The sequence below is a fragment of the Paraburkholderia sp. J8-2 genome (genome assembly GCF_905220195.1).
Classification (GTDB): Bacteria; Pseudomonadota; Gammaproteobacteria; order Burkholderiales; family Burkholderiaceae; genus Paraburkholderia.
In genome coordinates this window covers 206,622-231,691 of the sequence record NZ_CAJMZA010000005.1, presented here as the reverse complement: position 1 = coordinate 231,691, position 25,070 = coordinate 206,622, and the positions used below count along the sequence as shown (strand labels likewise).

Below are 25,070 nucleotides of genomic sequence, written 5' to 3'. Positions count from 1 at the left end.
CGGCTTCGGCCGGGTTTCTTTTTGGCGTCATCGTTTTTTAACGTTTGAGTGTTAGCTCACGCGTAACGTGCCCATCATGCCGAGATCCTCGTGCTCGAGGATGTGGCAATGAAACATGCGGTCGCCCGCCTCGTGCTGGACGGTTGCGATGTGCACCGTTTCGCCCGGCCGCACGTTCACCGTGTCGCGCCACGCCAGCAGTTCCTCTTCCTTGCGCACGCCGCCACGCTCGCGCGCCATCACCTGAAATTGCGTCCCGTGCAGATGAAACGGATGATCCATGTCCGTGCCGTTTGCGATCGCCCAGTGCTCGACTTCGCCGCGCCGGCTCGCCAACGTCACGCGCGCCGGATCGAAGACCGCTCCGTTCACCATGAACTGCATGCCGCGCGGCATCGCCTGCGCGGACGCACCCGGTGCGTGCATCGCTTTCATGTCCATGGCTTCGCTGAACACCACGCTTTTTTTCGGAATCGTTAGCGGACCTGATGAAACGAGCGGCGCAAGCTTGCGCAGTCGATCCGGCAACGGCGGTTGCGCTGTTGCGCCTGCCGGTGTGAAGCCAACGTTCGCCAGGATCAGCGATGGCCCCGCAGGCAAACTGCCGTGTGTCATCGCCATCTTGTGGCGATCGTATTGCGCGGCGATCAGCGACGCACGCGAGGCGCCCTGCCCCACGCGCACGATCAGTTCCGCGCGCTCACCCGGTGCCAGCAAAAGCGCGGTGACGCCCTCGCGCGGCGCGCCCAGCAGCCCGCCGTCCGTGCCCACCTGCGCGAAAGCGCGGCCGTCATCGAAGGCGAGTTGCAGATAGCGCGCGTTACAGCCATTCCAGACGCGCCAGCGCTCGTCGCGCACGACCTCGATGTGCGGCTCGCGCGCCCCGTTCACGAGCACGTACTGGCCTTCGCGGCCGTTCATCCAGTCCATCATGCTGTTCGCGGGAATCGTGCCGTCTGCCGCGAGCTTCAGGTCGGAAACGAACAGATGCCGCTCAGGCCACGACGCTGCGAGCGGATCGCCCGCGGCGCGCACGATGAACGGGCCCGCCAGCCCGCGGAACACCTGCTCCGAACTCAGCATATGGGGATGCGGGTGATACCAGTAGGTGCCCGCACTGCCCTGCGGCAGCGTGAAGCGATAAACGTGCTGCTCGCCCGGCGCGACAGGTTTCGACGGATTGCCGTCCTGATCGGGCGGCACGGGCAGGCCGTGCCAGTGGATTGTCGAAGGCTGCGGCAGCCGGTTCACGAAAGTGATTTCGACGGTATCGCCCTCGCGCACGTCGATCAACGGACCGATGACGGGCCCGTCGTTTTCCGTCGCGGCTCCCGCGCCGAGCGCGTCGTATTGCCAGAAGACCGTTTGCGGTTTTCCGGGCAGCAGCGCACGTGCAGCCGGCTGCGCGATCAGCGTCGCGCGAAACTGGCCCGGCTCGCGGCCCTGATTGGCAAGCGTGCGCAGCGCGGCAAGCGGCGCGCCGGCGGGCAACGCATCGGCAGCGGCTAGCGGCGTTTGCGCCTGCATCATGGCGCCCGACATCGATGGCATATCCGACATGCCGTGCATCGCGTGCATGCCATCGTCCGCACCTAGCGCGAATGCGCGGCGCGCGAACAGGGTCGCGGTGGCGGCGCTCAACGCGCCGGAAATAAATGCTCGTCGTTTCATCGATGAATTCCTCATACCTCGTTCATGCCAGAGCACGTGGCGCGCAATAGCAGGCACGCCGCGCGTGCGGCCGTTCGCTTCGCGCATGCGAAGCACTTCGAACGACTCAGACGATCGGAGGAGGTAATGGAGGAGCGTGGGTAATCCCGGCACGTAGCAGGGCCGGAAGAACATTGAGCGCGGAGCCATCGGGCGCTTGCATACCCAATGCCAACGCAACGGGCGGCGCACCGCAATGCACGCCGCAGCCCACGACACAGCAACTCGTGCCGCACACACCGTGCGAGCCGTGGCCGCTCGTGTTCGGCATGTCGCCGGATTTCGCCGTGCCGCAATGAGCGGCGGCCACCGCCATGCTGTGCGCCGCCAGCCCGATTCGCTGCGAATGCTCGCAAGCCGTCGCGCCGCGCACGGCAAAGAGCGCGAACAGGCAAGCAAGAAAGAGGCGGCACAAAAAACGCATGCGACTTGGGCGAAGGACTAACCAGGTTGATACGCATCATCATATCGCACAGCAGACATCGCGACGCACGCGACAGCGTGCCGCGCACCGTGTCCAGGACAAAGACAACGGCATGAAAGGCCGCCAGGATCGCTCAAGCCCTGCCCGCACGCACGACGCGGGCCGGTGCCGCACAGATAACACTGGGAAGATCCACCATGTCACGAAAAATCCTGCGCATTGCCGCTGTTCTCGCCACGCTGCTCGTCGCGGCTTGCTCCATGCCTAACCCCATGACCTCGGCAAGTTCATCAAGTAGCGCTGACTCGCGCACGCAACTCGTTCACGATGCCCGCCAGGCCATGAACAGCCTGTATGCCAGCACACCGCACGCGAAGTCGTTGGCCGACAATTCATTCGGTATTCTTATTTTCCCGGGAATTCTTAAAGCAGGCTTCCTGGTTGGCGGCGCGGGCGGCGATGGCGTGCTGTTTTCGAAGGATGGCAGAGTGCTCGGCTATTACAACGTCAGCGCCCTCTCCTATGGATTGCAGGCCGGAGCGCAAAACTTCTCGGAGGCGATGTTTCTCATGACGCCTGGCGCGAAGCAATATCTCGATAGCAGCGACGGCTGGTCGGTCGGCGCGGGCCCGAGCGTCGTGCTCGCCGATACGGGCATGGCCAAAGACTTTTCGACCACCACGGTGCGTTCGGATGTGTATGCGTTCGTCTTCGGCCAGACCGGGCTGATGGCCGGGCTCGGCGTGCAAGGGCAGAAAATTACGAAGCTCACGGAGTGAGGCGCAAATAGAAAAACCCCGGTGAACCAGAGGTCCGCCGGGGTTTTTGCATTCCGTCCTGCTTCAATCTAGCAAATTCTCTTACATATTCTCGATCATCACCTGCCCGAAGCCCGAGCACGACACTTGGGTCGCCCCTTCCATCAGCCGTGCGAAGTCGTAAGTCACGCGCTTCTGCAGAATCGACTTCTCCATCGACGCAATGATGAGATTCGCCGCTTCAACCCAGCCGAGATGGCGCAGCATCATTTCCGCCGAGAGAATCTCGGAGCCCGGATTCACATAGTCCTTGCCCGCATATTTCGGCGCCGTACCGTGAGTGGCTTCGAACATCGCGACGGAGTCCGAAAGATTCGCACCCGGTGCGATACCGATGCCGCCCACTTGCGCCGCCAGCGCGTCGGAAATGTAGTCGCCATTCAGGTTCAGCGTGGCGATCACGTCGTATTCGGCCGGGCGCAGCAGAATCTGCTGGAGGAAGGCATCGGCGATCACGTCCTTGATCACGATATCGCCACCCGTCTTCGGATTCTTGATCTTCATCCACGGGCCGCCATCGATCAGTTCCGCCGCGAACTCCTTCTGCGCGAGCGCATAACCGTAGTCGCGGAACGCGCCTTCGGTGAACTTCATGATGTTGCCCTTGTGCACGAGCGTAACGGAACGGCGCTCGTTGTCGATCGCATACTGGATCGCCTTGCGCACGAGGCGCTCCGTGCCCTCGCGCGACACCGGCTTCACGCCCACGCCCGAGCTGTCCGGAAAGCGGATCTTCGCCACGCCCATCTCTTCGCGCAGGAACTTGATGAGCTTCTTCGCGCCTTCGGATTCGGCGGGCCATTCGATGCCCGCATAAATATCCTCCGAGTTCTCGCGGAAAATGACCATGTTGACCTTCTCCGGCGCGCGCACCGGCGAAGGCACGCCCTTGAAGTACTGCACCGGGCGCAGGCACACGTACAAATCGAGTTGCTGACGCAGCGCGACGTTCAGCGACCGGATGCCGCCGCCAACAGGCGTCGTGAGCGGCCCCTTGATCGACACCACGTAATCCTTCACCACTTCGAGCGTTTCTTCGGGCAGCCACACGTCGGGACCGTACACCCGCGTCGCTTTCTCGCCCGCGTAAATTTCCATCCAGTGAATCTTGCGCTTGCCGCCGTAGGCCTTTTCAACCGCTGCGTCGACCACCTTCAGCATGACCGGCGTGATGTCCACGCCCGTGCCATCGCCTTCGATGTACGGAATGATTGGCTGATCCGAGACGTTGAGCGAGAAGTCCGGATTGACGGTGATCTTTTCACCGCCGGTCGGAACCAGGATGTGCTGATACGGCATGATCGACTCCAGTAAGGGCAAGGCTGTTGTAGCGGGTTTGACGCGGCGCCCGGCGCCTCGCGGCGGCGGCGAAGCCGTTTCGCCCGGCAAGAGAGGTATCTCGCCGATGCGGCTTCTCGACGACCGGCGCGCTCGACACGCGGTCAATATTCGCAGCAAGACTGTCCAGGAACACGCGGCGCACTGCGCGCAACCGAGCGGAGCAAGCGGCTTCACGAGCGGCTTGCCACGCGGCGCGAGCGGCCCGTCGGCGTGAGGGTCTGGCGGCTATTCTAGCCCACGCCTCGCGCCAGCGTGCCGCACACTTCACACGGACGCCAGCGCGAGGCGCGCCCATGTCTTATGTCTTATATAAGATATAAAAATCGGCGATGCGCAATATGCATTAAGATCACGGCGCTAACCAGTCCTCCATCCGTACCCGTCGCCTCCGTCATGCGTTTGATCGCCCTCAATAAACCGTTCGGCACGATCTGTCAGTTTTCGCCGCACGAAACACGCCAGTCACTCGCGGACTGGGTGAAGGTGCCGGGCGTCTATCCGGCAGGCCGGCTTGACTCCGATAGCGAAGGTCTCCTGCTCCTCACCGACGACGGCGCATTGCAGGCGCGCATTGCCGAACCGAAACGCAAACTCGTGAAGCGCTATTGGGCGCAAGTGGAAGGCGAGCCCGACGCGGCTGCGCTTGCCGCGCTCGAGCGCGGCGTCGATCTCGGCGACTTCGTGACACAACCGTGTCGAACAAGAATCATTGCTACGCCAGAGCATTTGTGGCCGCGCAATCCGCCGATTCGTTATCGCGCGTCAATACCCACCACGTGGGTGGAGATTGCGATCAGCGAAGGCAAGAACAGGCAGGTGCGACGCATGACCGCGGCAGTCGGCTATCCAACGTTGCGGCTCGTACGCGTCGCGATTGGTGCTCTCGATATTTTTTCGCTTGGTCTCGCGCCCGGCGAAAGCATCGACGTGCCCACCAATGCGCCCTGGCAAAACGTGTCTCGTAAACACAAGTGATTGTTGCGCAAGCACTTTTCACTTTCTGACCGATTTTTTTCGAATCACGCGACACGTCCCCCACCTTTCTGTTGCGTCTCGTTACGAAGCAAATAACAAGTTTGCGTCAACCGTCTCGCGAGACCGTGCGTTATTCGACGCAGATGCCGCCAGAAGCTGTCCGGCATTCAGCCTTCCGGGTCCTCGCAGCAATGCACGGTCCTGACCGCTGGCAGAAGCAGAAATCAAATTCACGCGAATTTGTCGAAAGCGACTGTCAACCGAAAGGTGGATGGCACGTTTACCGACCTGACTCCAAAAACCGGGTCATTTGGTTAATTAACTCAAGCTTGAGGATTCACAACATGAACAAACTGATCGCTGCTCTGGTCGCTGGCCTCTTCGCATCGGCTGCATTCGCACAAGCTTCGGCTCCGGAAGCTGCTTCGGCTGCTCCGGCTGCTGCTGCTTCGGCTGCTCACAAGTCGGCACACAAGAAGTCGCACAAGAAGTCGTCGCACAAGAAGGCAGCGAAGGCTGAAGCCGCTTCGGCAGCTTCGGAGTAAGCTTGCTGTAAGACGCACCGAGGAACGGCATTCGCTGCCGCTCTTCAGCGCGACGAAAGGCAGAGCGCCGCAAGGCGTTCTGCCTTTTTGTTTGGCTGCATGATTTACAGGCTTTTTTGACATGCGCGCTCACCGCATCACGTCGATGACACGAAAGACGACGTGAACCGCGCCGCGCATTTTGACCCGTTCTGACCTGGTCGCGTAACATGCGCGGATTAACCTACAGCAAGGAGTCTCTCGTGCGATTTTCCCTGCGCTCGTTCTTCGTGCGCTGCGCGCTTGTCGTCGCATTGCCATTCGCCGCTTTCTCGGCGCTCACGCTCACCGCGGCGGCGACGTCGAATATCGCGCTGGCGCAGCAAATGCCGCCGGGGGCCAAGCAGCCCAGCGAATTTCCGCGCGTGAAGCTCACGGCAGGCATGTTCGTGATCGACGCCGCGGTCGCCGCCAACGACGCGGACCGCGAACAAGGCCTCATGTACCGCTCGCAGCTCGGGCCCAATGAAGGCATGCTGTTCGTGTTCGGCGAAAACGCCGTGCACTGCTTCTGGATGAAGAACACGCTGATCCCGTTGTCGATCGCCTTCATTCGCGCCGACGGCACGATCACCGACATCGACGAGATGCAGGCCGAAACGACCAACAACCACTGCCCGCGCAATAACGGCACCTTCGCGCTCGAAATGCCCAAGGGCTGGTTCACGGCCAAGGGCATCAAGCCCGGCATGGTGATTCAGGGACTGCCGCCGCTGCAGTAAGCGGTTGCCCAACGCGCGCAGCGCGAAAAGCACAAGCCGGCCCCGCACGCACGCGGCGCCGGTTTTTTTGCGCCCGCGTTGCGCTTCACGCATGGCACCCAGAAGCGCCACGCCGGCGCCCGCACGCGCGGCGCCCCGCCGGGCGCGGGAGCGCTCGGCGGCGCCTCGCTGCGCCCTCCTTCCCGCGCTGCGACATGCGCCCTGCAAAACCGGCGCGCAAGCGCTATCCTATTAATCCCCCCGCATCGCGCGTGCCAAGACCGCGCGCGCCGTGCGGCGCATCGGGCCGCGCGCTGGCCGCGCCGCGTGCCGCCCGGCAGCTTCCATGGCGCGTCATTCCAAGGAGATCACCGTGCCTCGCAAGACCCCCATCGAGCGCTATCGCAACATCGGGATCAGCGCTCACATCGACGCCGGCAAAACCACGACGACCGAGCGCATCCTTTTCTACACCGGCGTGAATCACAAGCTCGGCGAGGTTCACGACGGCGCGGCGACCATGGACTGGATGGAGCAGGAACAGGAGCGCGGCATCACGATCACCTCGGCCGCGACCACCGCGTTCTGGAAAGGCATGGCCGGCAACTACCCCGAACACCGCATCAACATCATCGACACGCCGGGGCACGTGGACTTCACGATCGAAGTGGAGCGCTCCATGCGCGTACTCGACGGCGCGTGCATGGTGTACGACTCCGTGGGCGGCGTGCAGCCGCAGTCGGAGACCGTGTGGCGCCAGGCGAACAAGTACAAGGTCCCGCGCATTGCGTTCGTCAACAAGATGGACCGCGTGGGCGCGGACTTTTTCCGCGTGCAGCGGCAAATCGGCGAGCGCCTCAAAGGCGTGGCCGTGCCTATCCAGATTCCGGTGGGCGCGGAAGATCACTTCCAGGGCGTGGTCGACCTCGTGAAGATGAAGGCGATCGTGTGGGACGACGAGAGCCAGGGCGTGAAGTTCGAGTATGAGGACATCCCCGCGAATCTCGTCGAGCTTGCGCATGAGTGGCGCGAGAAGATGGTCGAGGCCGCCGCCGAAGCCGACGAAACACTGCTCGAAAAGTATCTTCACGACCACGAGAGCCTGACCGAAGAGGAAATCAAGGGCGGCCTGCGCAAACGCACGATCGCCAATGAGATCGTGCCGATGCTTTGTGGCAGCGCGTTCAAGAACAAGGGCGTGCAGGCCATGCTCGACGCCGTGATCGACTATCTGCCCTCGCCGGTGGACGTGCCCGCGATTCTCGGCCACGACCTCCACGACAAGGAAATCGAGCGCCACCCGAGCGACGACGAGCCGTTCTCCGCGCTCGCCTTCAAGATCATGACCGACCCGTTCGTCGGGCAACTGATCTTCTTCCGCGTCTATTCGGGCGTGGTGAATTCGGGCGACACGGTGCTCAACGCGACCAAGGACAAGAAGGAGCGCCTCGGCCGCATCCTGCAGATGCACGCGAACGAGCGCAAGGAAATCAAGGAAGTGCGCGCGGGCGACATCGCGGCCGCAGTGGGCCTGAAAGAAGCGACGACGGGCGACACGCTCTGCGACCCGGCGCATGCCATCGTGCTCGAACGGATGATCTTCCCCGAGCCCGTGATCTCGCAGGCCGTCGAGCCGAAGACCAAGGCCGACCAGGAAAAGATGGGCATCGCGCTCAACCGTCTTGCGCAGGAAGACCCGTCGTTCCGCGTGCAAACCGACGAAGAGTCGGGCCAGACCATCATCTCGGGCATGGGCGAGCTGCACCTGGAAATTCTCGTCGACCGCATGAAGCGCGAGTTCGGCGTGGAGGCGACGGTCGGCAAACCGCAGGTCGCGTATCGCGAGACCGTGAAGAACAAGGTCGAAGATGTGGAAGGCAAGTTCGTGAAGCAGTCGGGCGGGCGTGGCCAGTATGGCCACGCCGTCATCACGCTCGAACCGCAGCCGCCGGGCAAGGGCTACGAGTTCGTCGACGCCATCAAGGGCGGCGTGATTCCGCGCGAGTTCATCCCGGCTGTCGACAAGGGCATTCAGGAGACGCTGAAGGCCGGCGTGCTCGCGGGCTACCCCGTGGTCGACACGAAGGTCACGCTCACGTTCGGCTCGTACCACGACGTGGACTCGAACGAAAACGCCTTCCGCATGGCCGGTTCGATGGCCTTCAAGGAAGCGATGCGCAAGGCCAAGCCCGTTCTGCTCGAACCGATGATGGCCGTGGAAGTGGAAACGCCCGAGGACTTCATGGGCAACGTGATGGGCGATCTCTCCAGCCGCCGCGGCATCGTGCAGGGCATGGAGGACATCGCGGGCGGCGGCGGCAAGATCGTGCGCGCCGAAGTGCCGCTCTCGGAGATGTTCGGCTACTCCACGTCGCTGCGCTCGCTCACACAAGGCCGCGCCACGTACACGATGGAGTTCAAGCACTACGCGGAAACACCGCAGAACGTGGCCGAAGCGGTCATCAACGCGAAGAAGGCGTAACGTAGGCAATGCGCCGGCAACGTGCAGGCGTTGCCGCGCACACGAAAGCCCGTCCCCTTGCGGACGGGCTTTTTTACATGCGCACGGCGCAATTTTGACCGTGCCACAATGCGGCGATAACGCTGCGACGCACACAGTCAAGGAGACACGACGATGAGTCACGACCACGACCATGAGCATCCTCATGACCACCCTCACGACAACGCACCGGTCGACTGGCGCGAAAACGGCGTCAAGGTGATACGCGGCGATCAGCTCGACACGAACACCGCACAAACGCCCGGCATGAACCGCGCGGCCGCGATCAACGCGGCGCGCGTGGGCGCGCAAAAGATCTGGGCAGGCACGGTCACGATCCATCCGAACGCGAAGACGGGCGCGCATCATCACGGCGCGCTGGAAAGCGTGATCTACGTCGTGCGCGGTCACGCGCGCATGCGCTGGGGCGAGCATCTGGAGTTCACGGCGGAGGCGGGCCCAGGCGACTTCATCTTCGTGCCGCCCTACGTGCCGCACCAGGAGATCAACGCGAGCACCGACGATCCGCTCGAATGCGTGCTCGTGCGCAGCGACAACGAGGCCGTGGTAGTGAACCTGAACATCGAAGCGGTCGAAGCGCCGGAAACCGTGTACTGGGTCGATCCGATCCACCGCCATCCGCACGACCATTGAACGCCCGGCCGCAAGCGCCCCTACTTACGCGATGACGACACCCACCGCCTCGCTACGCCCTCGCCTGATTGCGCTTTATGCCGCGCTCATCGCCGCCAATCTCGGCGCGTGGGCGTGGGCGCTGATCGCGTTTCGCCACTACCCGCTGCTGCTCGGCACGGCGTTGCTCGCCTACGGCTTCGGCCTGCGCCACGCGGTGGACGCCGACCATATCGCCGCCATCGACGCCGTCACGCGCAAGCTCATGCAGCGAGGCGAGCGCCCGCTCGGGGTGGGACTCGCGTTCTCGCTCGGCCACTCCACGGTCGTGATCGCCGCCACGCTCGGCATCGCGCTCACGGCGCTCTCGCTGCATGGCCGCTTCGAGCGGTTCCACGAGATCGGCTCGACGATCGGCACGCTCGTTTCGTCGACATTCCTGCTCGTGCTCGCGGGCGTGAACCTCGTGATCCTGCGCGACGTATGGATGCGCTACCGCCGCGCGCAACAGGGCGACGAGGCGACGCTCGCGGCCGCCGCCGCACCCGCTCCCGTCGGCCTCTTTTCGCGCGCACTGCGTCCGCTCTTCGCGCTCGTCACGAAGAGCTGGCACCTGTATCCCGTGGGTGTGCTGTTCGGCCTCGGCTTCGACACGGCCACCGAAATCGGCCTGCTCGCCATCGCCGCTGCCGAAGCGGGCAAGGGCTTGCCGATGTATTCGATTCTCGTGTTCCCCGCGCTTTTCACCGCGGGCATGACGCTCGTCGACTCCACCGACAACGTGCTGATGGTCCACGCCTACGGCTGGGCCATGGACGACCCGAGGCGCAAGCTCTACTACAACGCGAGCATCACATTCGTCTCCGCCCTCGTGGCGATCGTGATCGGCGGCGTGGAAGCGCTCGGACTCATCGCCGACAAGCTCGGCGCCAGCGGCGGCGCGTGGACGCTCATCGCCGGCCTGAACGCGCGCTTCGGCGAGCTGGGCTACGGCATCGTCGCGGCGTTCATCGCGTGCTGGATCGGCTCGGTGCTCTTCCATCGCTGGCGCCGTCCCGCTGCGGTCCGCTAAAACGCACGCGCTGTTTCTCGCTCGGCGCGCAACCCCGCGAAACCCCTACCCTTCGCCTCGATTGCCGAAAGCGCGTAAACTAGCCCCCAGCTATTGCGCGCAATAGACTCATCAATCGTTTCGCTCAGTTTCAATTCGCTGCCTTAGCTGCACCCCTTCGTCGTCTGCCGTACCGCATGCCGCCGTCGCGCACGCCCCCGGGCCTCGCGCGTCCCCTGAACGGAATCGCACGGAAACCCGCACCGATGAAACGACCGCAGTCCCGCCGTCCGCTCCTCTGCCGCCTCGAAGCGCTGCGCCCTCAGGCCGGCGACCATGGCAACCATGCTCTCGACGAATTCGTCGCCGGGCGCCTTACGCGCCGCGAGCTGCTGCGCTATGCGAGCGCGGTCGGCCTCACGGCGCTGCCCGCTTTTGCGGGGCTCGGCGTGCCACGCAGCGCGCACGCCCAAGGCGCGGGCAAGCCCGGCGAGCAAACGATCCGCGTGGCCCACCTCATGCCTGCGGGCGCTGTCGATCCGCTCACCGTGACCGATGCGGGCGCGCTGTGTCTCTTGAACCAGACCGGTGAATTCCTCGCCAACGACGACGCGCAAGGCCATCTGCAACCCGCCCTCGCGCTCTCGTGGCAAGCCAACGCGAAAGCAGACGTCTGGACGTTCAAGCTGCGCCCCAACGTGAAATTCCACGACGGCCAGCCGTTCGGCGCGAAAGACGTGGTGGCGACCTTCGATCGTCTCGCCGATCCGGCAACCGGCTCGGCGGCGCTCTCGGTGCTCAAGGGCGTGCTTTCAAAAGGCGGAACGAAGGCCATCGACGACCACACGGTCGAGTTCCATCTCGACGCGCCCAATGGCAACTTCGCCTACTACGTTTCTTCGGACAACTACAACGCCGTGATGCTACCCGCCAACTATGCGGGCAATTACGAAAAGAGCTTCATCGGCACGGGACCATTCAAGCTCGGCAAGTTCGAAGCGCGGCGCGGCGCGAGCTTCGTGCGCAATCCCGACTACTGGGGCGACAAGGCGCTGCCCGCGCGCCTGGAATTCGCGTTCTACGCCGACGAGCAGGCGCAACTGCTCGCGCTGCAAGGTCACCAGGCCGACGTGATGGGCACGTTCACCGTGCAGGGCGGCATCGGCATCCTGAACAATCCCGACTTCAAGGTGATCGGCGTGCGCTCGAGCGCGCATCGCCAGATCCACATGCGCAACGACTCGCCCACGTTCAAGGACAAGCGGGTGCGCCAGGCGCTTGCGCTGGCGCTCGATCGCGACGTGCTCGTGCGCGGACTCTTCAAGGGCCGCGCCGAGGTGGGCAACGACAGTCCGTTCGCGCCCATCTTTCCTTCTACGGCAACCGACGTGCCCCAGCGCAAGATCGATGTCGCGAAGGCCCGCCAGTTGCTCGCGCAGGCGGGCGTGGCCAACGGCTTCGACGTGACGCTCACCACCGAAAAGTACATGGAGATACCGGACCTCGCCGTGGTCGTGCAGAACGCGGCGAAGGCGGTCGGCATTCGTATCACGCTCAAGGTGGAGAGCCAGTCGCAGTACTACGGCGCGGGCACGTTCGGCAAATCGGACTGGCTCGACTCGCCGCTCGGTATAACCGACTACGGGCATCGGGGCGTGCCGAACGTGTTTCTCAACGCGCCGCTCACCTCGGGCGGCACGTGGAATGCTGCGCACTTTCGCAACGCCGAGTACGACAAGCTGGTCGCGCAGTTCGCAGCAACGCTCGACGTGGCGGCCCAGAAGCAGGTGGCGCGGCAGATCCAGACGCTGTTGCTCGACGAGACGCCCGTGATCATCCCGTACTTCTACGACCAGTTGATCGCGCAGCGCGCCGTGCTTTCCGGCGTGCGCTTCACGGCGCTCGCCCAGCTCTACTTCGACCGCGCGACGCTCGCCGCCTGAGCCGGCACGCGAGGCTGGCGCACCCGCAACGGAGGTCCGATGGCTACTCCGCTCCCGCCCATGTCGAAGCCGACCGGCGCCGCGCGCGCATTCGCCCCGCGTGCGGGCATCGCGCGCTTTCTTGGCAGGCGCGCTGCGTGGGCGATCTACACGCTCTGGCTGCTTTCGGTGCTCGTGTTCGCGGGCGGCCAGCTGCTGCCAGGCGACATCGGCCGCGCCGTGCTCGGCCCCCTCGCCGACGCGCGCGCCGTGGCCGCGCTCAATCACGAACTGGGCGCCGACCGGCCCGTGCTCGATCAGTACGCCTCGTGGATCACGCATGCGCTGCGCGGCGACTTCGGCATGTCGTGGAGCTACAAAGAACCCGTGGCGCCGTTCGTGGGCGACGCGCTCCTGCAGTCGGCGAAGCTCGGCCTGCTCGCGTTCGTGGTCGTGGTGCCGCTCGGCATTGCGGGCGGCGTGTGGGCGGCGCTCCACGAAGGCCGCCTGATCGACCGCGCGATCAGCACCGGCGGCCTATGCGCGAGCGCCGTGCCGGAGTTCGTCTCGTCGATCGTGCTGATCCTCATTTTCGGCGTGTGGCTGCGCTGGCTGCCTATCGAAGCCACCGCGCCCAGCGGCGCGGGCGCGCTCGAACAATTGCGTCACCTCGTGCTGCCCGTGCTGCCTCTCGTGCTGGTGTTCTTCGGCTATCTCGCGCGCATTGCGCGCGCAGGCACGATCACGGCGCTCGATGCCGACTACACGCGCACCGCGATTCTCAAAGGGCTGCCGAGCCACGTCGTGATCGTGCGGCACGTCCTGCGCAATGCGCTCTTGCCCAGCGTGACCGTGGCGGCCACGCAGCTCGGTTATTTGATTGGCGGGCTCGTCGTGGTCGAATCGCTGTTCCGCTATCCGGGTGTAGGTTCGCTCATCTTCAACGCTGCGAAAACCAAGGACTTCCCGTTGCTCGAAGCGGGCGTGCTCGCGGTGGGCGCGGTCTACACCCTCGCCAATCTCGCCGCCGATGCGCTGCACGCGCTCCTTGACCCGCGCCTGCGCACGCCGGGAGGCGCATAGACGATATGGCATCCGAATCAATTTCCTCAGGCGGCAAGCCGTCCGATGCGCAGCCGCCCGGCGAGCCCGGCGAAGAAGCGCTTGCCGACACGCGTTTGCGCGACACGCTGCATCTGCTGCTGCGCTCGCCCTCGTTCGTCGCGGGTGCGTTGATCCTCGTGTGGTGGATCGTCTGCGCACTCGCGGGCCCGTGGTTCGCGCCGCACGACGCCTACGCGTCCGACCCGCTCAGCTCGCTCCTGCCGCCCGACCACACGCACTGGTGCGGCACCGATCAGCTTGGCCGCGACATCTGCTCGCGCGTGATCGTGGGCGCGCGCGACATCCTCACGATCGCGCCGCTCGCCACGCTCGTCGGCACGCTCGCAGGCGCAGCGCTCGGCCTGGTGACGGGCTATTTCGAAGGCGCATTCGGCACCCTCGTCGCGCGCACGCTCGACGCGGTACTCGCGCTGCCGCTCGTGATCGTCGCGCTGCTCGTGCTCGCGGCCGTGGGTGCCTCGAATCTCGCCGTGGTGCTCGTGATCGGCATTACGTTTGCGCCGCTCATCGCACGCACAGTGCGCGCGGCCGTGCTCGCCGAGCGCCATCTCGACTACGTGGCGGCGGCGCGTTTGCGCGGCGCGAACGCGCTCGACGTGATGTTCAGCGAGATCCTGCCGAACGTCTGGCCGCCCATCGTCGTCGAAGCGACGGTGCGCCTCGGCTATGCGATCTTCGCGGTGGCGACGCTCTCGTTCCTCGGCTTCGGCATCCAGCCGCCTTCCGCCGACTGGGGGCTCGCGCTCGCCGAGTCGTACACGCTGCTCGCGGGCGGCGCCTGGTGGACCGTGGCATTCGACGCGCTCGCCATCGCCTCGCTCGTGGTGGCCGTGAACCTCATTGCCGACAGCGTGCGCGAGGTGCTTCAATCGTGAACCGCCCCGCCTCTTCACGCCCTGCTCTCGCCACCTTTGGCGCGCCACGCGACGACGACGCGCTTGCGCTCGTCGGCCTCACCGTCGCTTACCGCGTGCGCGGGCGCGAGCGCGACGTGCTCACCGACGTCTCGCTGTGCATCCGGCGCGGCGAAGCGTATGGGCTCGTGGGCGAATCGGGCTGCGGCAAGTCGACGGTTGCGCTCGCAGCACTGCGCTATCTCCCGCGCAACGGCCGCGTGAAAGCGGGGCGCATCGCGATTGCGGGCGACGACGTGCTCGCGCTCGACGCCGACGGCCTGCGCACGCTGCGCGCCAACGCCGTGTCGATGGTCTATCAGGACCCCGCCAGTGCGCTCAATCCCACGCTCACGATCGCCCGCCAGTTGAACGAAGCGTTCGAAGCCGCGGGCGCCGACGCGAGCGTGGCCCGTTCGCGCTCGCATGCGACGCTCGAACGCGTGCGCATCGCCGATCCGGGCCGCGTGCTGGCGAGCTATCCGCATCAGCTATCGGGCGGCATGCAGCAACGCGTGGTGATTGCGATGGCGCTCGCGTCGAACCCCGCGCTCCTGATCCTCGACGAACCGACCACGGGCCTCGACGCCACCGTCGAGGCCGAGGTGCTCGACCTCATCGCCAAGCTGCGCGCGGAGCTGGGGATGGCGGTGCTGCTCATCAGCCACGACCTCGCGGTGATCGGGCGCATGTGCGAACGCGTGGGCGTGCTCTACGCGGGGCGGCTGGTCGAGGAAGGCATCACGCGCGACGTGTTCGAGCGCGCGCGGCATCCGTACACGGTGGGCCTGCTGCGCTGCCTGCCGGCGCATGGGCGCAACAAGCACGCAGGCGCGCTCGACACGATACCGGGCGAGTTGCCGGCGCCCGGCGCGAGCGCGCCCGGCTGCATCTATGCCCCGCGCTGCCGCCTCGCCGACACGCGTTGCCACGTGGAAGCGCCGCCGCCGCATCGCATGACGTCGCCGCACGGTGAGCAGATGTCGCGCTGCCACTACCACGAGCGCGCGATCGAATTGCCGTTCGGCAATTTGATCGGCGGCGGCGAGGGCTCGCTGCCATCGAGCCATAGCCCAACGAACGCCGATACCGAACCGCGCGTCGTACTGCGGGCGCTCGACGTCTCGCGCACCTTCGGACACGGCGCGCAAGCCGTGCGTGCGCTCGACGGCGTGTCGATCGAGCTGCATGCGGGCGAGACGCTCGGCCTTGTAGGCGAATCGGGCAGCGGCAAGACGACACTCGCGCGCATGTTGCTCGGCCTGCACGCGCCCGACGCGGGCGGCGCCGTTGAACTCGACGGCAAACGCCTGCACGCTCACGTCGCGCGCCGTCGCGCCGACGAACGTGCGGCGCTGCGTGTCGTGTTCCAGCATCCGGACGCCTCGCTCAATCGTGCGCTGCCGGTGAAACGGCTGATCGAGCGTGCGCTTTCCCGGCCGCGTGAGGACACGGCGGCAGACCACCAAGCCTCAGACGAATCGCGCATCGCGGGGCTGCTCGAAGCCGTGCGCGTGCCGGCGCGCTATCTCGTGGCACGTGCACGGCAACTGTCGGGCGGCCTCAAGCAGCGCGTGGCGATTGCCCAGGCGTTTGCGGGCGAGCCGCGCATCGTGATCTGCGACGAGCCCACTTCGGCGCTCGACGTCTCCGTGCAGGCCGCGATTCTCAACCTGCTTGCACGCCTGCAGCGCGAACGCGGCGTGAGCTACCTGTTCATCTCGCACGACCTCGATGTCGTGCGCTATCTCGCCGATCGCATCGTCGTGCTCTACGCGGGCCGCATCGTCGAAAGCGGGCCCGCTGGCGCGGTGTTCGACGGCCCGTGGCATCCGTATACAGAAACGCTGCTGGCCGCGCGCGCGCTGGGCGTGGCTTCGGCAAACGGCACGCAGGCCACAGGGCGCGGCTGCATTTTCAGCGCGCACTGCCCGCGCAAAGTCGGCGCCATTTGCGATGAAGCGCCGCCGCCGCTCGCCGATGCAGGCAGCGGTCATCGCATTCTTTGCCACATTCCCGTAGACGAATTGCGTGCGCAACAGCGCGCCACCACGTCCACACAAGCGGCAACCTGAACGTGCGATAGCGCTCGTATCGCGCGCCCGGTTCGTTGCGCTGTCCGCTTTCGCAACGCAAATCGCGCCATTCGGCGCGCGCGTTTCATCGCCGTAACGTTTTCCGCGTTTTTTCTGCCACGCGGGTGACACATCAATTGTTAAGTCCACCCTGCACGCCCCTCCCCGGCCGATGGCACAAAACTGGCTACATCGGCACCAGGCATCCGGCCGCTGCAATCCAGTGCAATCCGCCCCGACACACGCGGGGTGTCGCACCGGGCGAACGGATGACCGGCCGCTCGACGCGCTTGTAATCTGCCGTCCCACACCATGGGCCCCGACAATCCACAAGTAGTCCTGCACAAACCGGTCGTCCTGCGCGCGGCCTGACCGGGTGCCTTTTGTTTGGCGAGTACCGCGCGAGCCGGATCGAAACACTATCCACGCCGGCGCAAAGCGGGTTGCGAGCCTGATGGAGTCGGCGCACGCGCACAAGGCGTGCAGCCTGCACGGGGGCATGAGGGAAGGCAGGGCATCACCACTGCCGCCTCGCGGGGAGAACAAGATGAACAAGACGAATAATCATCAGTACTACTACTGGATAAGTCGGGGAGCGGGAATGTGTGCGGTGGGCGCGGGTGTTCTGTTCACCGCGGTCACCGCCCGCGCCGCAGGCGACACCATCAATCCGGTGATCCTGCTCGCGGACGCACCCATGCCCGCGAGCGGGGCGGAAGGCTTCGGGGCCTTCAGCGCGCCGGTTGCTGAGGAGTCGCCTGCTGCAGGTTCGCCTGCTGCAGGCACCTTATCGAAAACTGATTCGGACTCCGATTCAACCATCCTGGCGAGCGACGTTTCTACCGTGTTCGCGCCGAACGATTGCATTAGCCGTACGACAGGCAGCGCGTGTTTTCGAGGCAACGGCGGCGGCCACGGCGGCTCGGGGTCGTCGAGCGGCAGCAACGGAAGCAGCGGCGGCGGCGCGGGCGCCGCTACGGCCAGCACGGGAGGGCTTGGCCGCAGCGGCAGTTCTGGCGTAGGAGGGACGGGACCGAGCGGTTCGGGAGGCGGTTCCAGCAACTCCGGCGGCGGGAAAGGCGGTGGTGGCAACAACGGCGGCGGCAACAACGGTGGTGGTAACAACGGCGGCGGCAACAGCGGTGGCGGCAACAACGGTGGCGGCAACAACGGCGGTGGCAACAACGGCGGCGGCAGTTCAGGCGGGTGTGGCTGTGGCAGCCACGGCGGATCGGCGAGCGGCCCATCGGGCGGATTCGGCGGCGGCTTTGGCGGGGGTTTCGGCGGCTTCGGCGGTGGTTTCGGAGGTGGATTCGGCAAGGGTGGACCGTCGGGCGGCCCGGGCGGCGGGTACGGCGGCGGACACGGTGGCGGCCATGGCAGCGGTCATTGAGCCTGTACGGCGGTGCAGGCAAACCGCTGCAGCCACCCCGATCTGGCGCGATGGCCAGGCGCGCCAGTCCTGGCGTCGGCGGCGGCGTCCCGGTCCCCCGGCCGGGCACCGCCGCCGTGGGCCGGTCGCCGGATGCGCGATACGCGTGGCGTTCCCACGCGGCCATGCGGGCTGTCTGCTCGCGATACGCAGGCGCCGGCGATGACCGCGCGCGAGAAGCGCGTACCTCAATCGCTCGTTACAACATCTCCAACGGACGCTTGCTGCGCGGCGGCTTGAAATAGGCGTCGAGCGCCGCGTGCTCTTCTGCGCCGAGCACGAGATCGAGCGCCGCGCGGTTGTCGCGCACGTGCTCCACGCGTCCTGCCTTCGGAATCGCACAGACCCCGCTTTGACCCAGGACCCACGCCATCGCCACGCGATACACCGAGACACCGTGCGCATGAGCGATGTCGTCGAGCGGCGAGCGCCTGGGCAGGCGCGCGTGATCGACGGGGCTATACGCCATCACCGGCATGCGATGCGCGGCGCTCCACGGCAGCAGGTCGAATTCGGCGCCGCGCCGCGCGATGTTGTAGAGGATCTGGTTGGTCGCGCACGCGTCGCCGCCGGGTGTGGCGAACAGTTCCTCCATGTCGTCGGTGTCGAAGTTGCTCACGCCCCAGTGGCGGATCTTGCCCGCGCGCACGAGCGCTTCGAACCCTTCGACCGTCTCTTCGAGCGGCACGCCGCCACGCCAGTGCAGCAAATAAAGATCGAGCCGGTCCGTGCCGAGGCGTTTCAGGCTCGACTCGCACGCGCGCACCACGCCGTTGCGGCTCGCGTTGTGCGGATACACCTTGCTCACGAGAAACACTTCGTCGCGCAAACCCTGCAAGGCCTCGCCGACGAGGCGCTCGGTCGCGCCGTCGCCGTACATCTCGGCGGTGTCGATGAGCGTCATGCCGAGCGCCACGCCCTCGCGCAACGCGGCGATTTCCGCCGCGCGATGCGCGCTGCGCTCGCCCATTTCCCACGTGCCCTGCCCGAGCTTCGGAATGCGTTCGCCGTCCCGCAATGCGACGCTAGCGATATCGGTCGTCATGATCTCCCTTTGCGCGCTGCAACGGCGCTGACTGGCAACGAACGGCCAGTGTATCGCCTCGCGCGCAATGCGGTCATACGCACTCTCGCAAGCCGTTCATTTCCGTGATCGCACGCCGATGACATAAAATTGCCGTTCGCCTTTCATGCACGCCTCCCATGAACGCACCCACGGAAGACCGCTGGCGCGACCTGCGCCCGGACCCGGACAACGACACGCCGCTCTATCTGCAGCTCGCACGCAAGCTGAGCGTCGCGATTCACGACAATCGCTGGAACGCGGGCGAAGCCCTGCCTTCGGAACGCGTACTCGCGGAGTCTCTCGGCGTTTCGCGCATCACGGCGCGCAAGGCGATCGCGCTGCTCGTCGAGCAGGGCCTGATTCGCCGCACACAAGGCGCGGGCAGCTTCATCACGCCGCGTATTGAAGACCCGCTCTCGCGCCTCACGAGCTTCAGCGAGATGCTGCGCCAACGCGGCTTCACGCCCAGCTCGCGCTGGCTCTCGCGTGAAATCCAGCCCGCGAGCCGCGACGAGGTGATCCAGCTCGGCCTTTCGCCGGCAGCCGCCGTCACGCGCCTGAAGCGCCTGCGTCTGGCCGACGGCATCGTCATGGCCGTCGAGAACTCCACCTTCCCCGCCGCGCTGATTCCCGACCCGAACGCGATCGGCGACTCGCTCTATAGCTTTCTCGAACAGCGCGGACTGTCGATCGTGCGCGCGCTGCAACACTTTCGCGCCGTGAATGCGAGCGAGGAAATCGCGCGGCAGATGAGTATCGCGCCCAACGAGGCGCTGCTGCTCATCACGCGCGTGGGCTACACCGCCGATCAGCGCGCCATCGAACTCACCGATACGTACTGCCGCAACGACTACTACGATTTCGTCGCGGAATTGCGCAAGTAGCTTGCTAAAACGCGCGCAGGCGCGTGATCGCGCCTGTTTGCGCCTGTTCGTTCTACCGCGCGCTCCACACCGGCGCATCGCTGCCGATCGGAACCGGTGGCCGCGCGTGAAACGCGGGTGTGAGTTCGAGCCGTTCGGCGGGCGCCACCGCGCGCACGCGTCCGAACGGCGACTCCATTTCCTCCAGACAATCGGCGAGATCGGCGACGCCCACGTCGGGCACGCGTTGGCCGTCTTCGAGCGTGCCCATCGTCTGCAGCCAGCGACCCGTTTGCGCGAGCGAAAGGCGCACGTGCCAGCTGCCGCCTTCACGTGCGCGCCGCGCGAGCGCGACCATCGCGCCGAATGCCGCGAGATACCCAGTGGCGTGATCGAGCGCCTGACACGGCAGCGGACGGGCCTTGGCGAATGGCTGCGCGGTTTCGCGGCCGCCGTTGTCCTGCTTTGCGGCGGCGGCGCTCTCGGCCCACACAATCCCGCTCGCCGACTGCACGAGGCTGTCGAAACCGCGCCGCTCGCGCCACGGTCCGCGATGCCCATACGCACTGATCGACACGCACACGATGCCGGGCCGCAACTGCGCGAGCGCTTCGGGTGCGAAGCCGCGCGCGGCGAGCGCGCCTGGCCGATAGCCTTGAACGAACACATCGGCGCCCTGCACGAGCGCGCGCAACTGCTCGCACGCGGCATCGTCGCGCAGGTCGAGCGTGGCCGAGCGCTTGCTGCGGCCGTTATCGATTACGAGCGGCGCGATGTTCGGCAGATGCGGACCGTTAATGAGCAGCACGTCCGCGCCGTGTTGACCGAGCGTGCGCCCCGCAACCGGCCCCGCGATGATGCGCGTGAAGTCGAGCACGCGCACGCCTTCCAGAGGACGCGCACCGGCGCCCGCTTGCGGCGACTCGGCGGGCGCGTCGCCAATACGTTCGATCTCGAAGAGCGGCAGGCTCGCCACCGCCTTCGCCTGCTCATGCGCGGCCCATTCGCGCGGCGCGCGCACGAGCGCGGCGCACAGGCCCGCTTGCGCGAGCGCGTCGTCAAGCGCCGCGCCTTCCCAGCCGAGGATCGCTCGCGCCACGGCGTCGCGGTCGTCCGCGCATTGGAGCACGCGCAGGATGCCCGCAAGGTGATGCGGAAAGTTCGCGTGCAACTGGATCCAGCGGCCGTCGCCGGTCGGGAAGTGGCCCGTTACGGGGTGACGGAGTTCCGTGGGCGGCTTGCCGTCCACGCTCAAATAACGTTCGCTGCGAAACGCGGCCAGTGCCCGGCGCACGTCGATCGCCACGCGCTGCTGCCGGCCCGAGCGCAATGCGTGCAGTTGCGCCGCCGCGAGCCCCGCCGCGCCAATGCTGGCCGCCGCGAGCGTGCCCACGCGAAAGATCGACGGCAGGCCCGGATCGCCGCCTTCCATATCGAGCCAGCCGAGCGCGGACGGGTCGCAGCCCGCCAGCATCCAGAGGTGTTCGAGCGCGTCGCGTGGCGTCATGGTGTGGAGTCCTTTTGCTAGGAGAGCGTGGAGAAAACGGGCTGAATTGATGTCACGAATCGTCGCGCCGCTCGAATCCTGGATCAATCTTGATTATCATGATCAACATAGATTGATTTCTCCGGTTCCAGGAGGTGAGCCACCATGTCGAGCTATATGACCGCGGAAGAAGCCGCCGCCGAACTCGGCATCAGCCGGGCCACGCTCTATGCGTATGTGAGCCGTGGACTCATCGCCTCGGCGCCCTCGCCCAATGGCCGCCACAACCGCTACGACGCCGCCGAGGTGCGGCGCCTCGCGCGCCGCAAGGCCGACGGCAAGCGCGCAGGCAAGGTCGCACAGAAAGTGCTCGACTGGGGCGTGCCCGTGCTCGAATCGTCGATCACGCTGATCGCCGACGGCAAGCTCTTTTATCGCGGGCAGGACGCCATCGCGCTCGCGCGCGAGGCTTCGCTCGAAGACGTCGCGGCGCTGCTCTGGCAATGCGCGCCGCGCCGCGTGCTGCAGGCGCCCGAGGCGCCCATCGCGGCCGCGCAATGGTCGGCATGGCTGAAGATCTGGAGTGGGCACACGCCGCTCGAACGTGCGCTCGTGCTGTTGCCGGCCGCCGCCGCGCAAATGCCGCGCATCTGGGCGCAGGGCCGCGACGCGCAAATCGACACCGGCGCGATGCTCATGCGTCTGCTCGCGGCGGCGCTCGTTTCCGCCGCGCCGTCGAACGAGCCACTGCACCGCCAGCTAGGCGAAGCGTGGGGCGTGCGTTCGCGCGCGCAATCCGACCTGCTGCGCGCGGCGCTCGTGCTGTGCGCGGACCACGAACTGAATGCCTCGACGTTCACGGTGCGCTGTATCACCTCGACCGGCACGCATCTGTTCGGCGCGGCAACGGGCGGCCTGGCCGCCCTGGCCGGGCCGCGCCACGGCGGCGAGACCACGCGCGTGGCCGCGCTCTTCGACGAAGCTGCACGCGCCGACGACCTGCATCGCTATCTGGCCGACCGCCTCGCGCCCGACGACCTCGGCGCGGCGGTGCCGCTGTCCGGCTTCGGCCACCCGCTCTATCCCGATGGCGACCCGCGCGCGCGCCTGTTGCTGGACCTGCTCGCACAGCGTGCGCCGGCGCGCTCGCCCATGGACGAAGTCGACGCGCTCGCCCAGGCCGTGGCCGAGACGAGCGGCGCGCGCCCGACGCTCGACTATGCGCTCGCGGCGATCGAACGCGTGCTGGGACTGCCGCGCGGCGCGGCGTTCACGCTGTTCGCCGCCGGCCGCGTGACGGGCTGGATTGCGCATGCGCTCGAACAGACCGCCGATGGCCGGTTGATCCGCCCGCGCGCACGCTATGTGGGGGAAATGGCCGGCGATGTGCGGCACGTTGGCAGGCACATCGCGTAACCGGAGCGAAAAGCAACGAGCAACACGCTCAACCCGCCGCGCGGACACCCCACTGCCCGCGCTGCGCCCAGTCGCGCAACGCCTCGCCGATGCGCGCCGCAACACTGCTCGCGCCCGCCGCGCGTACGCGCTCCATGTCGACGGGTGCGAAAGTCCGCGCCGGCGCTTCGGCGGTTGCGCCGCCCTGCGTCAGCACGAAGCGCGCGCCCTCGCGGCCCGCGCTCACGTGAACGCGCACGCCCGCCGCAAGCCCAATCGATTCGCCGGCGCGCAACCAGTAGTCGCCGGCGTCGCCCGCAATCGTGAGCCAGATTTCGCCTTCGCTCACATGCAATTGCATAGCCTCTGCGAGCCGCCAGGTTTCGACGGGCTCGCCGTGTTCCAGTTCGAAGATTCGGATTTCGCGCATTGCCGTGCTCCTTGCAGACTGGCCGCCGATCACCCTCGGGCGGCCTCCGGAAGGCTTGCTGATCAGGACTTGAAGCGCCTTCCCGGTAGGAGCATTATTGCGGTCAGTGACGCACGATCCCATGCACACTTCCGAACAGTTCATCTGGAACTGTGCAGTAAAAAAACCGAACAGTCACGTACCCTCCGAGACCCAGATGAAACTCGAACTCGACCGCGCGAGCGATGTGCCGCTCACCGAACAGATCGTCACCGGCGTACAGACGTGGATTCGCTCGCGCGCGGCGCACCCGGGCTCGCGCCTGCCGTCCATCCGCCAGTTCGCCGCCGACTACGCGATCAGCCGCTTTCCCGTGATCGAGGCCTATGACCGGCTGGTCTCGCTCGGCTATCTCGACTCGCGCCACGGCTCGGGCTTCTACGTGAGCGAGCACGCGCGCGCGGGACTCGCCGGCATGGGCACCTGCGACCTCACGAACGCCGCCGACGAGTCGGGCCATCTGCTCAGCCAGCTCGAACGCGCGGACGAATCGCTCCAGCTCGACAGCGGCTCGATCCCGCAGGCCTGGCGCGACATCGACGCGCTTGGCCAGGCGATCCGCCATGTGTCGCGCAGCGATCCCTCCAGCCTCGTCGACTACGGCACGCCAACCGGCGACGCCACGCTGCGCGAGCATCTGCGCAACCGGCTCGCGCCGCTCGGCATCGTGGCCGAGACGCAGCAGATCCTCGTCACCGAAGGCGCGAGCGAGGGCCTCGACCTGCTCATGCGCTACATGCTCAAGCCCGGCGACACGGTTTTCGTCGAAGACCCCGGCTACTACAACCTGTACGGTCTGCTGAAACTGCACGGCGTGCGCCTCGTGGGTATCCGCCGCACGGCGAGCGGGCCCGACATCGACCATTTGCACGCGATGCTCGCGGAGCACCGCCCGCGCGCTTTCTTCGTCAACACGGTCTTCCACAACCCGACCGGCTCGACGATCTCGCCGCCGGTGGCGTTCCGCTTGCTGCAGCTCGCGCGCGAGCACCGCTTCACGATCGTCGAGGACGACATCTACGCCGATTTCCAGGCCGATCCCACCGACCGCCTCGCCGCGCTCGACCAGTTCGAACACGTCGTGTACGTGGGCGGGCTCTCAAAAACGCTCTCCTCGGCGCTGCGCGTGGGCTACGTGGTGGCCAACGCAGCGATCGTGCGCGACCTCGCGGCCATCAAGGCGCTGACCACCATCAGCGGCTCGCGCTTCACGCAGGCCGTGGCCGCCACGCTGCTCGAGCGCGGTGCGTACCGCAAATACCTCGAACGGCTGCGCCGGCGCATCGCCGAGGCGCAGGGGTCGGCCACGCGCACGCTCGAAGCGCATGGGTGGGAGCTGTTCGGCGGCGCGGCAGCGTCGCCCGCGGCACGCGGCTACGCGCAAACGGGCGGCAAGTTCGTCTGGGCGCGCGTACCGCACGTGGAGGATTCGGCGCGGCTCGCGGCCTGCGGCGAGCCGCTCGGCGTTGCGGTCTCGCCGGGCAGCCACTTCCGCCCGCATGGCGAGGCGAGCCCGTGGATTCGCATCAACGTGGCGCTCACGCTCGACCCGCGCGCGCAGGCGTTCTTCGCGGCGGCGCCGCGTCTGCCCGGATAAGCGCGCAGGC

22 protein-coding genes are annotated in these 25,070 nt (G+C 66.4%); 17 read left to right on the top strand and 5 right to left on the bottom strand.

The window, feature by feature from the left end; translation table 11 throughout:
• Window positions 1–51 precede the first annotated feature (51 nt).
• Complete coding sequence (locus U5A52_RS14395) at window positions 52–1,671, bottom strand: multicopper oxidase family protein (protein ID WP_321913972.1); 1,620 nt, start codon at window positions 1,669–1,671, stop codon at window positions 52–54.
• A gap of 173 nt (window positions 1,672–1,844) precedes the next feature.
• On the opposite strand from U5A52_RS14395, the gene U5A52_RS14390 reads away from it, so the two are divergent.
• Both U5A52_RS14390 and U5A52_RS14385 read left to right on the top strand, forming a co-directional pair.
• Window positions 1,845–2,009: a hypothetical protein gene (locus U5A52_RS14390; protein WP_321935095.1), complete on the top strand. Its 165-nt coding sequence runs from the start codon at window positions 1,845–1,847 to the stop codon at window positions 2,007–2,009.
• A 322-nt stretch (window positions 2,010–2,331) separates the two neighbouring features.
• The gene (locus U5A52_RS14385; RefSeq protein WP_321913973.1) at window positions 2,332–2,913 is read left to right on the top strand and encodes a lipid-binding SYLF domain-containing protein; all 582 of its coding nucleotides are present in this window, start codon (window positions 2,332–2,334) and stop codon (window positions 2,911–2,913) included.
• Between the two features lie 81 nt (window positions 2,914–2,994).
• Here U5A52_RS14385 and icd read toward each other — a convergent pair whose 3' ends face one another.
• Complete coding sequence (gene icd, locus U5A52_RS14380) at window positions 2,995–4,251, bottom strand: NADP-dependent isocitrate dehydrogenase (RefSeq protein ID WP_321913974.1); 1,257 nt, start codon at window positions 4,249–4,251, stop codon at window positions 2,995–2,997.
• On the opposite strand from icd, the gene U5A52_RS14375 reads away from it, so the two are divergent.
• From U5A52_RS14375 to U5A52_RS14320, 12 genes are all read left to right on the top strand, one after another.
• Window positions 4,250–4,507: a hypothetical protein gene (locus tag U5A52_RS14375; protein ID WP_321935094.1), complete on the top strand. Its 258-nt coding sequence runs from the start codon at window positions 4,250–4,252 to the stop codon at window positions 4,505–4,507. The two genes, icd and U5A52_RS14375, sit on opposite strands and share 2 nt — an antisense overlap.
• Window positions 4,508–4,686: 179 nt before the next feature.
• Window positions 4,687–5,268 carry a pseudouridine synthase gene (locus U5A52_RS14370; protein WP_321913976.1) on the top strand — a complete coding sequence of 194 codons (582 nt, stop codon included), beginning with the start codon at window positions 4,687–4,689 and terminating at the stop codon, window positions 5,266–5,268.
• A 344-nt stretch (window positions 5,269–5,612) separates the two neighbouring features.
• Entirely contained in the window at window positions 5,613–5,813 is a 201-nt protein-coding gene (locus U5A52_RS14365; protein WP_321913977.1) for a hypothetical protein, read from the top strand.
• A gap of 242 nt (window positions 5,814–6,055) precedes the next feature.
• Entirely contained in the window at window positions 6,056–6,574 is a 519-nt protein-coding gene (locus tag U5A52_RS14360; protein WP_321913978.1) for a DUF192 domain-containing protein, read from the top strand.
• Between the two features lie 352 nt (window positions 6,575–6,926).
• Window positions 6,927–9,035 carry an elongation factor G gene (gene fusA / locus U5A52_RS14355; RefSeq protein WP_321913979.1) on the top strand — a complete coding sequence of 703 codons (2,109 nt, stop codon included), beginning with the start codon at window positions 6,927–6,929 and terminating at the stop codon, window positions 9,033–9,035.
• Window positions 9,036–9,188: 153 nt separating this feature from the next.
• Window positions 9,189–9,707 (top strand): cupin domain-containing protein, encoded by a 519-nt coding sequence (locus U5A52_RS14350; RefSeq protein ID WP_321935093.1) that lies wholly within the window; start codon window positions 9,189–9,191, stop codon window positions 9,705–9,707.
• 31 nt (window positions 9,708–9,738) lie between these two features.
• The gene (locus U5A52_RS14345) at window positions 9,739–10,758 is read left to right on the top strand and encodes a HoxN/HupN/NixA family nickel/cobalt transporter (protein ID WP_321935092.1); all 1,020 of its coding nucleotides are present in this window, start codon (window positions 9,739–9,741) and stop codon (window positions 10,756–10,758) included.
• 245 nt (window positions 10,759–11,003) lie between these two features.
• Window positions 11,004–12,680 (top strand): ABC transporter substrate-binding protein, encoded by a 1,677-nt coding sequence (locus U5A52_RS14340; protein WP_321935091.1) that lies wholly within the window; start codon window positions 11,004–11,006, stop codon window positions 12,678–12,680.
• A gap of 60 nt (window positions 12,681–12,740) precedes the next feature.
• On the top strand, window positions 12,741–13,742 hold the full coding sequence (locus tag U5A52_RS14335) for an ABC transporter permease (RefSeq protein ID WP_415773912.1): 1,002 nt from the start codon (window positions 12,741–12,743) through the stop codon (window positions 13,740–13,742).
• A 5-nt stretch (window positions 13,743–13,747) separates the two neighbouring features.
• Entirely contained in the window at window positions 13,748–14,659 is a 912-nt protein-coding gene (locus U5A52_RS14330) for an ABC transporter permease (protein ID WP_415773882.1), read from the top strand.
• Window positions 14,656–16,752, top strand: coding sequence for an ABC transporter ATP-binding protein (locus tag U5A52_RS14325; RefSeq protein ID WP_321935090.1), 2,097 nt, complete (start codon window positions 14,656–14,658; stop codon window positions 16,750–16,752). The genes U5A52_RS14330 and U5A52_RS14325 overlap by 4 nt, the downstream gene beginning before the upstream one ends.
• Window positions 16,753–17,299: 547 nt before the next feature.
• Window positions 17,300–18,145 (top strand): hypothetical protein, encoded by an 846-nt coding sequence (locus U5A52_RS14320; protein WP_321935089.1) that lies wholly within the window; start codon window positions 17,300–17,302, stop codon window positions 18,143–18,145.
• A 238-nt stretch (window positions 18,146–18,383) separates the two neighbouring features.
• Here U5A52_RS14320 and U5A52_RS14315 read toward each other — a convergent pair whose 3' ends face one another.
• Window positions 18,384–19,229 (bottom strand): aldo/keto reductase, encoded by an 846-nt coding sequence (locus U5A52_RS14315; protein WP_321913821.1) that lies wholly within the window; start codon window positions 19,227–19,229, stop codon window positions 18,384–18,386.
• A 158-nt stretch (window positions 19,230–19,387) separates the two neighbouring features.
• Here U5A52_RS14315 and U5A52_RS14310 point away from each other — a divergent pair, with 158 nt between their 5' ends.
• Window positions 19,388–20,134, top strand: a complete 747-nt coding sequence (locus tag U5A52_RS14310) for a GntR family transcriptional regulator (RefSeq protein WP_233882636.1) — start codon at window positions 19,388–19,390, stop codon at window positions 20,132–20,134.
• 52 nt (window positions 20,135–20,186) lie between these two features.
• On the opposite strand, the gene U5A52_RS14305 is transcribed toward U5A52_RS14310, so the two are convergent.
• Window positions 20,187–21,620, bottom strand: coding sequence for a CoA transferase (locus tag U5A52_RS14305; protein ID WP_321935088.1), 1,434 nt, complete (start codon window positions 21,618–21,620; stop codon window positions 20,187–20,189).
• A gap of 144 nt (window positions 21,621–21,764) precedes the next feature.
• Here U5A52_RS14305 and U5A52_RS14300 point away from each other — a divergent pair, with 144 nt between their 5' ends.
• A complete protein-coding gene (locus U5A52_RS14300; protein ID WP_321913819.1) occupies window positions 21,765–23,015 on the top strand; it encodes a citrate synthase family protein in 1,251 nt (416 codons plus the stop codon).
• Window positions 23,016–23,043: 28 nt separating this feature from the next.
• On the opposite strand, the gene U5A52_RS14295 is transcribed toward U5A52_RS14300, so the two are convergent.
• Window positions 23,044–23,424, bottom strand: coding sequence for a DUF2917 domain-containing protein (locus U5A52_RS14295; RefSeq protein ID WP_321935087.1), 381 nt, complete (start codon window positions 23,422–23,424; stop codon window positions 23,044–23,046).
• 196 nt (window positions 23,425–23,620) lie between these two features.
• On the opposite strand from U5A52_RS14295, the gene U5A52_RS14290 reads away from it, so the two are divergent.
• Window positions 23,621–25,060, top strand: a complete 1,440-nt coding sequence (locus U5A52_RS14290; RefSeq protein WP_321935086.1) for a PLP-dependent aminotransferase family protein — start codon at window positions 23,621–23,623, stop codon at window positions 25,058–25,060.
• Window positions 25,061–25,070: the final 10 nt, after the last annotated feature.

Coding starts and splice junctions, on each gene's coding strand:
- U5A52_RS14395 (WP_321913972.1), bottom strand. CDS start 1,671: ATGAAACGACGAGCATTTATTTCCGGCGCGTTGAGCGCCGCCACCGCG.
- U5A52_RS14385 (WP_321913973.1), top strand. CDS start 2,332: ATGTCACGAAAAATCCTGCGCATTGCCGCTGTTCTCGCCACGCTGCTC.
- U5A52_RS14375 (WP_321935094.1), top strand. CDS start 4,250: ATGATCGACTCCAGTAAGGGCAAGGCTGTTGTAGCGGGTTTGACGCGG.
- icd (WP_321913974.1), bottom strand. CDS start 4,251: ATGCCGTATCAGCACATCCTGGTTCCGACCGGCGGTGAAAAGATCACC.
- U5A52_RS14370 (WP_321913976.1), top strand. CDS start 4,687: ATGCGTTTGATCGCCCTCAATAAACCGTTCGGCACGATCTGTCAGTTT.
- U5A52_RS14365 (WP_321913977.1), top strand. CDS start 5,613: ATGAACAAACTGATCGCTGCTCTGGTCGCTGGCCTCTTCGCATCGGCT.
- U5A52_RS14350 (WP_321935093.1), top strand. CDS start 9,189: ATGAGTCACGACCACGACCATGAGCATCCTCATGACCACCCTCACGAC.
- U5A52_RS14345 (WP_321935092.1), top strand. CDS start 9,739: ATGACGACACCCACCGCCTCGCTACGCCCTCGCCTGATTGCGCTTTAT.
- U5A52_RS14340 (WP_321935091.1), top strand. CDS start 11,004: ATGAAACGACCGCAGTCCCGCCGTCCGCTCCTCTGCCGCCTCGAAGCG.
- U5A52_RS14335 (WP_415773912.1), top strand. CDS start 12,741: ATGTCGAAGCCGACCGGCGCCGCGCGCGCATTCGCCCCGCGTGCGGGC.
- U5A52_RS14330 (WP_415773882.1), top strand. CDS start 13,748: ATGGCATCCGAATCAATTTCCTCAGGCGGCAAGCCGTCCGATGCGCAG.
- U5A52_RS14320 (WP_321935089.1), top strand. CDS start 17,300: ATGAACAAGACGAATAATCATCAGTACTACTACTGGATAAGTCGGGGA.
- U5A52_RS14315 (WP_321913821.1), bottom strand. CDS start 19,229: ATGACGACCGATATCGCTAGCGTCGCATTGCGGGACGGCGAACGCATT.
- U5A52_RS14310 (WP_233882636.1), top strand. CDS start 19,388: ATGAACGCACCCACGGAAGACCGCTGGCGCGACCTGCGCCCGGACCCG.
- U5A52_RS14305 (WP_321935088.1), bottom strand. CDS start 21,620: ATGACGCCACGCGACGCGCTCGAACACCTCTGGATGCTGGCGGGCTGC.
- U5A52_RS14300 (WP_321913819.1), top strand. CDS start 21,765: ATGTCGAGCTATATGACCGCGGAAGAAGCCGCCGCCGAACTCGGCATC.
- U5A52_RS14295 (WP_321935087.1), bottom strand. CDS start 23,424: ATGCGCGAAATCCGAATCTTCGAACTGGAACACGGCGAGCCCGTCGAA.
- U5A52_RS14290 (WP_321935086.1), top strand. CDS start 23,621: ATGAAACTCGAACTCGACCGCGCGAGCGATGTGCCGCTCACCGAACAG.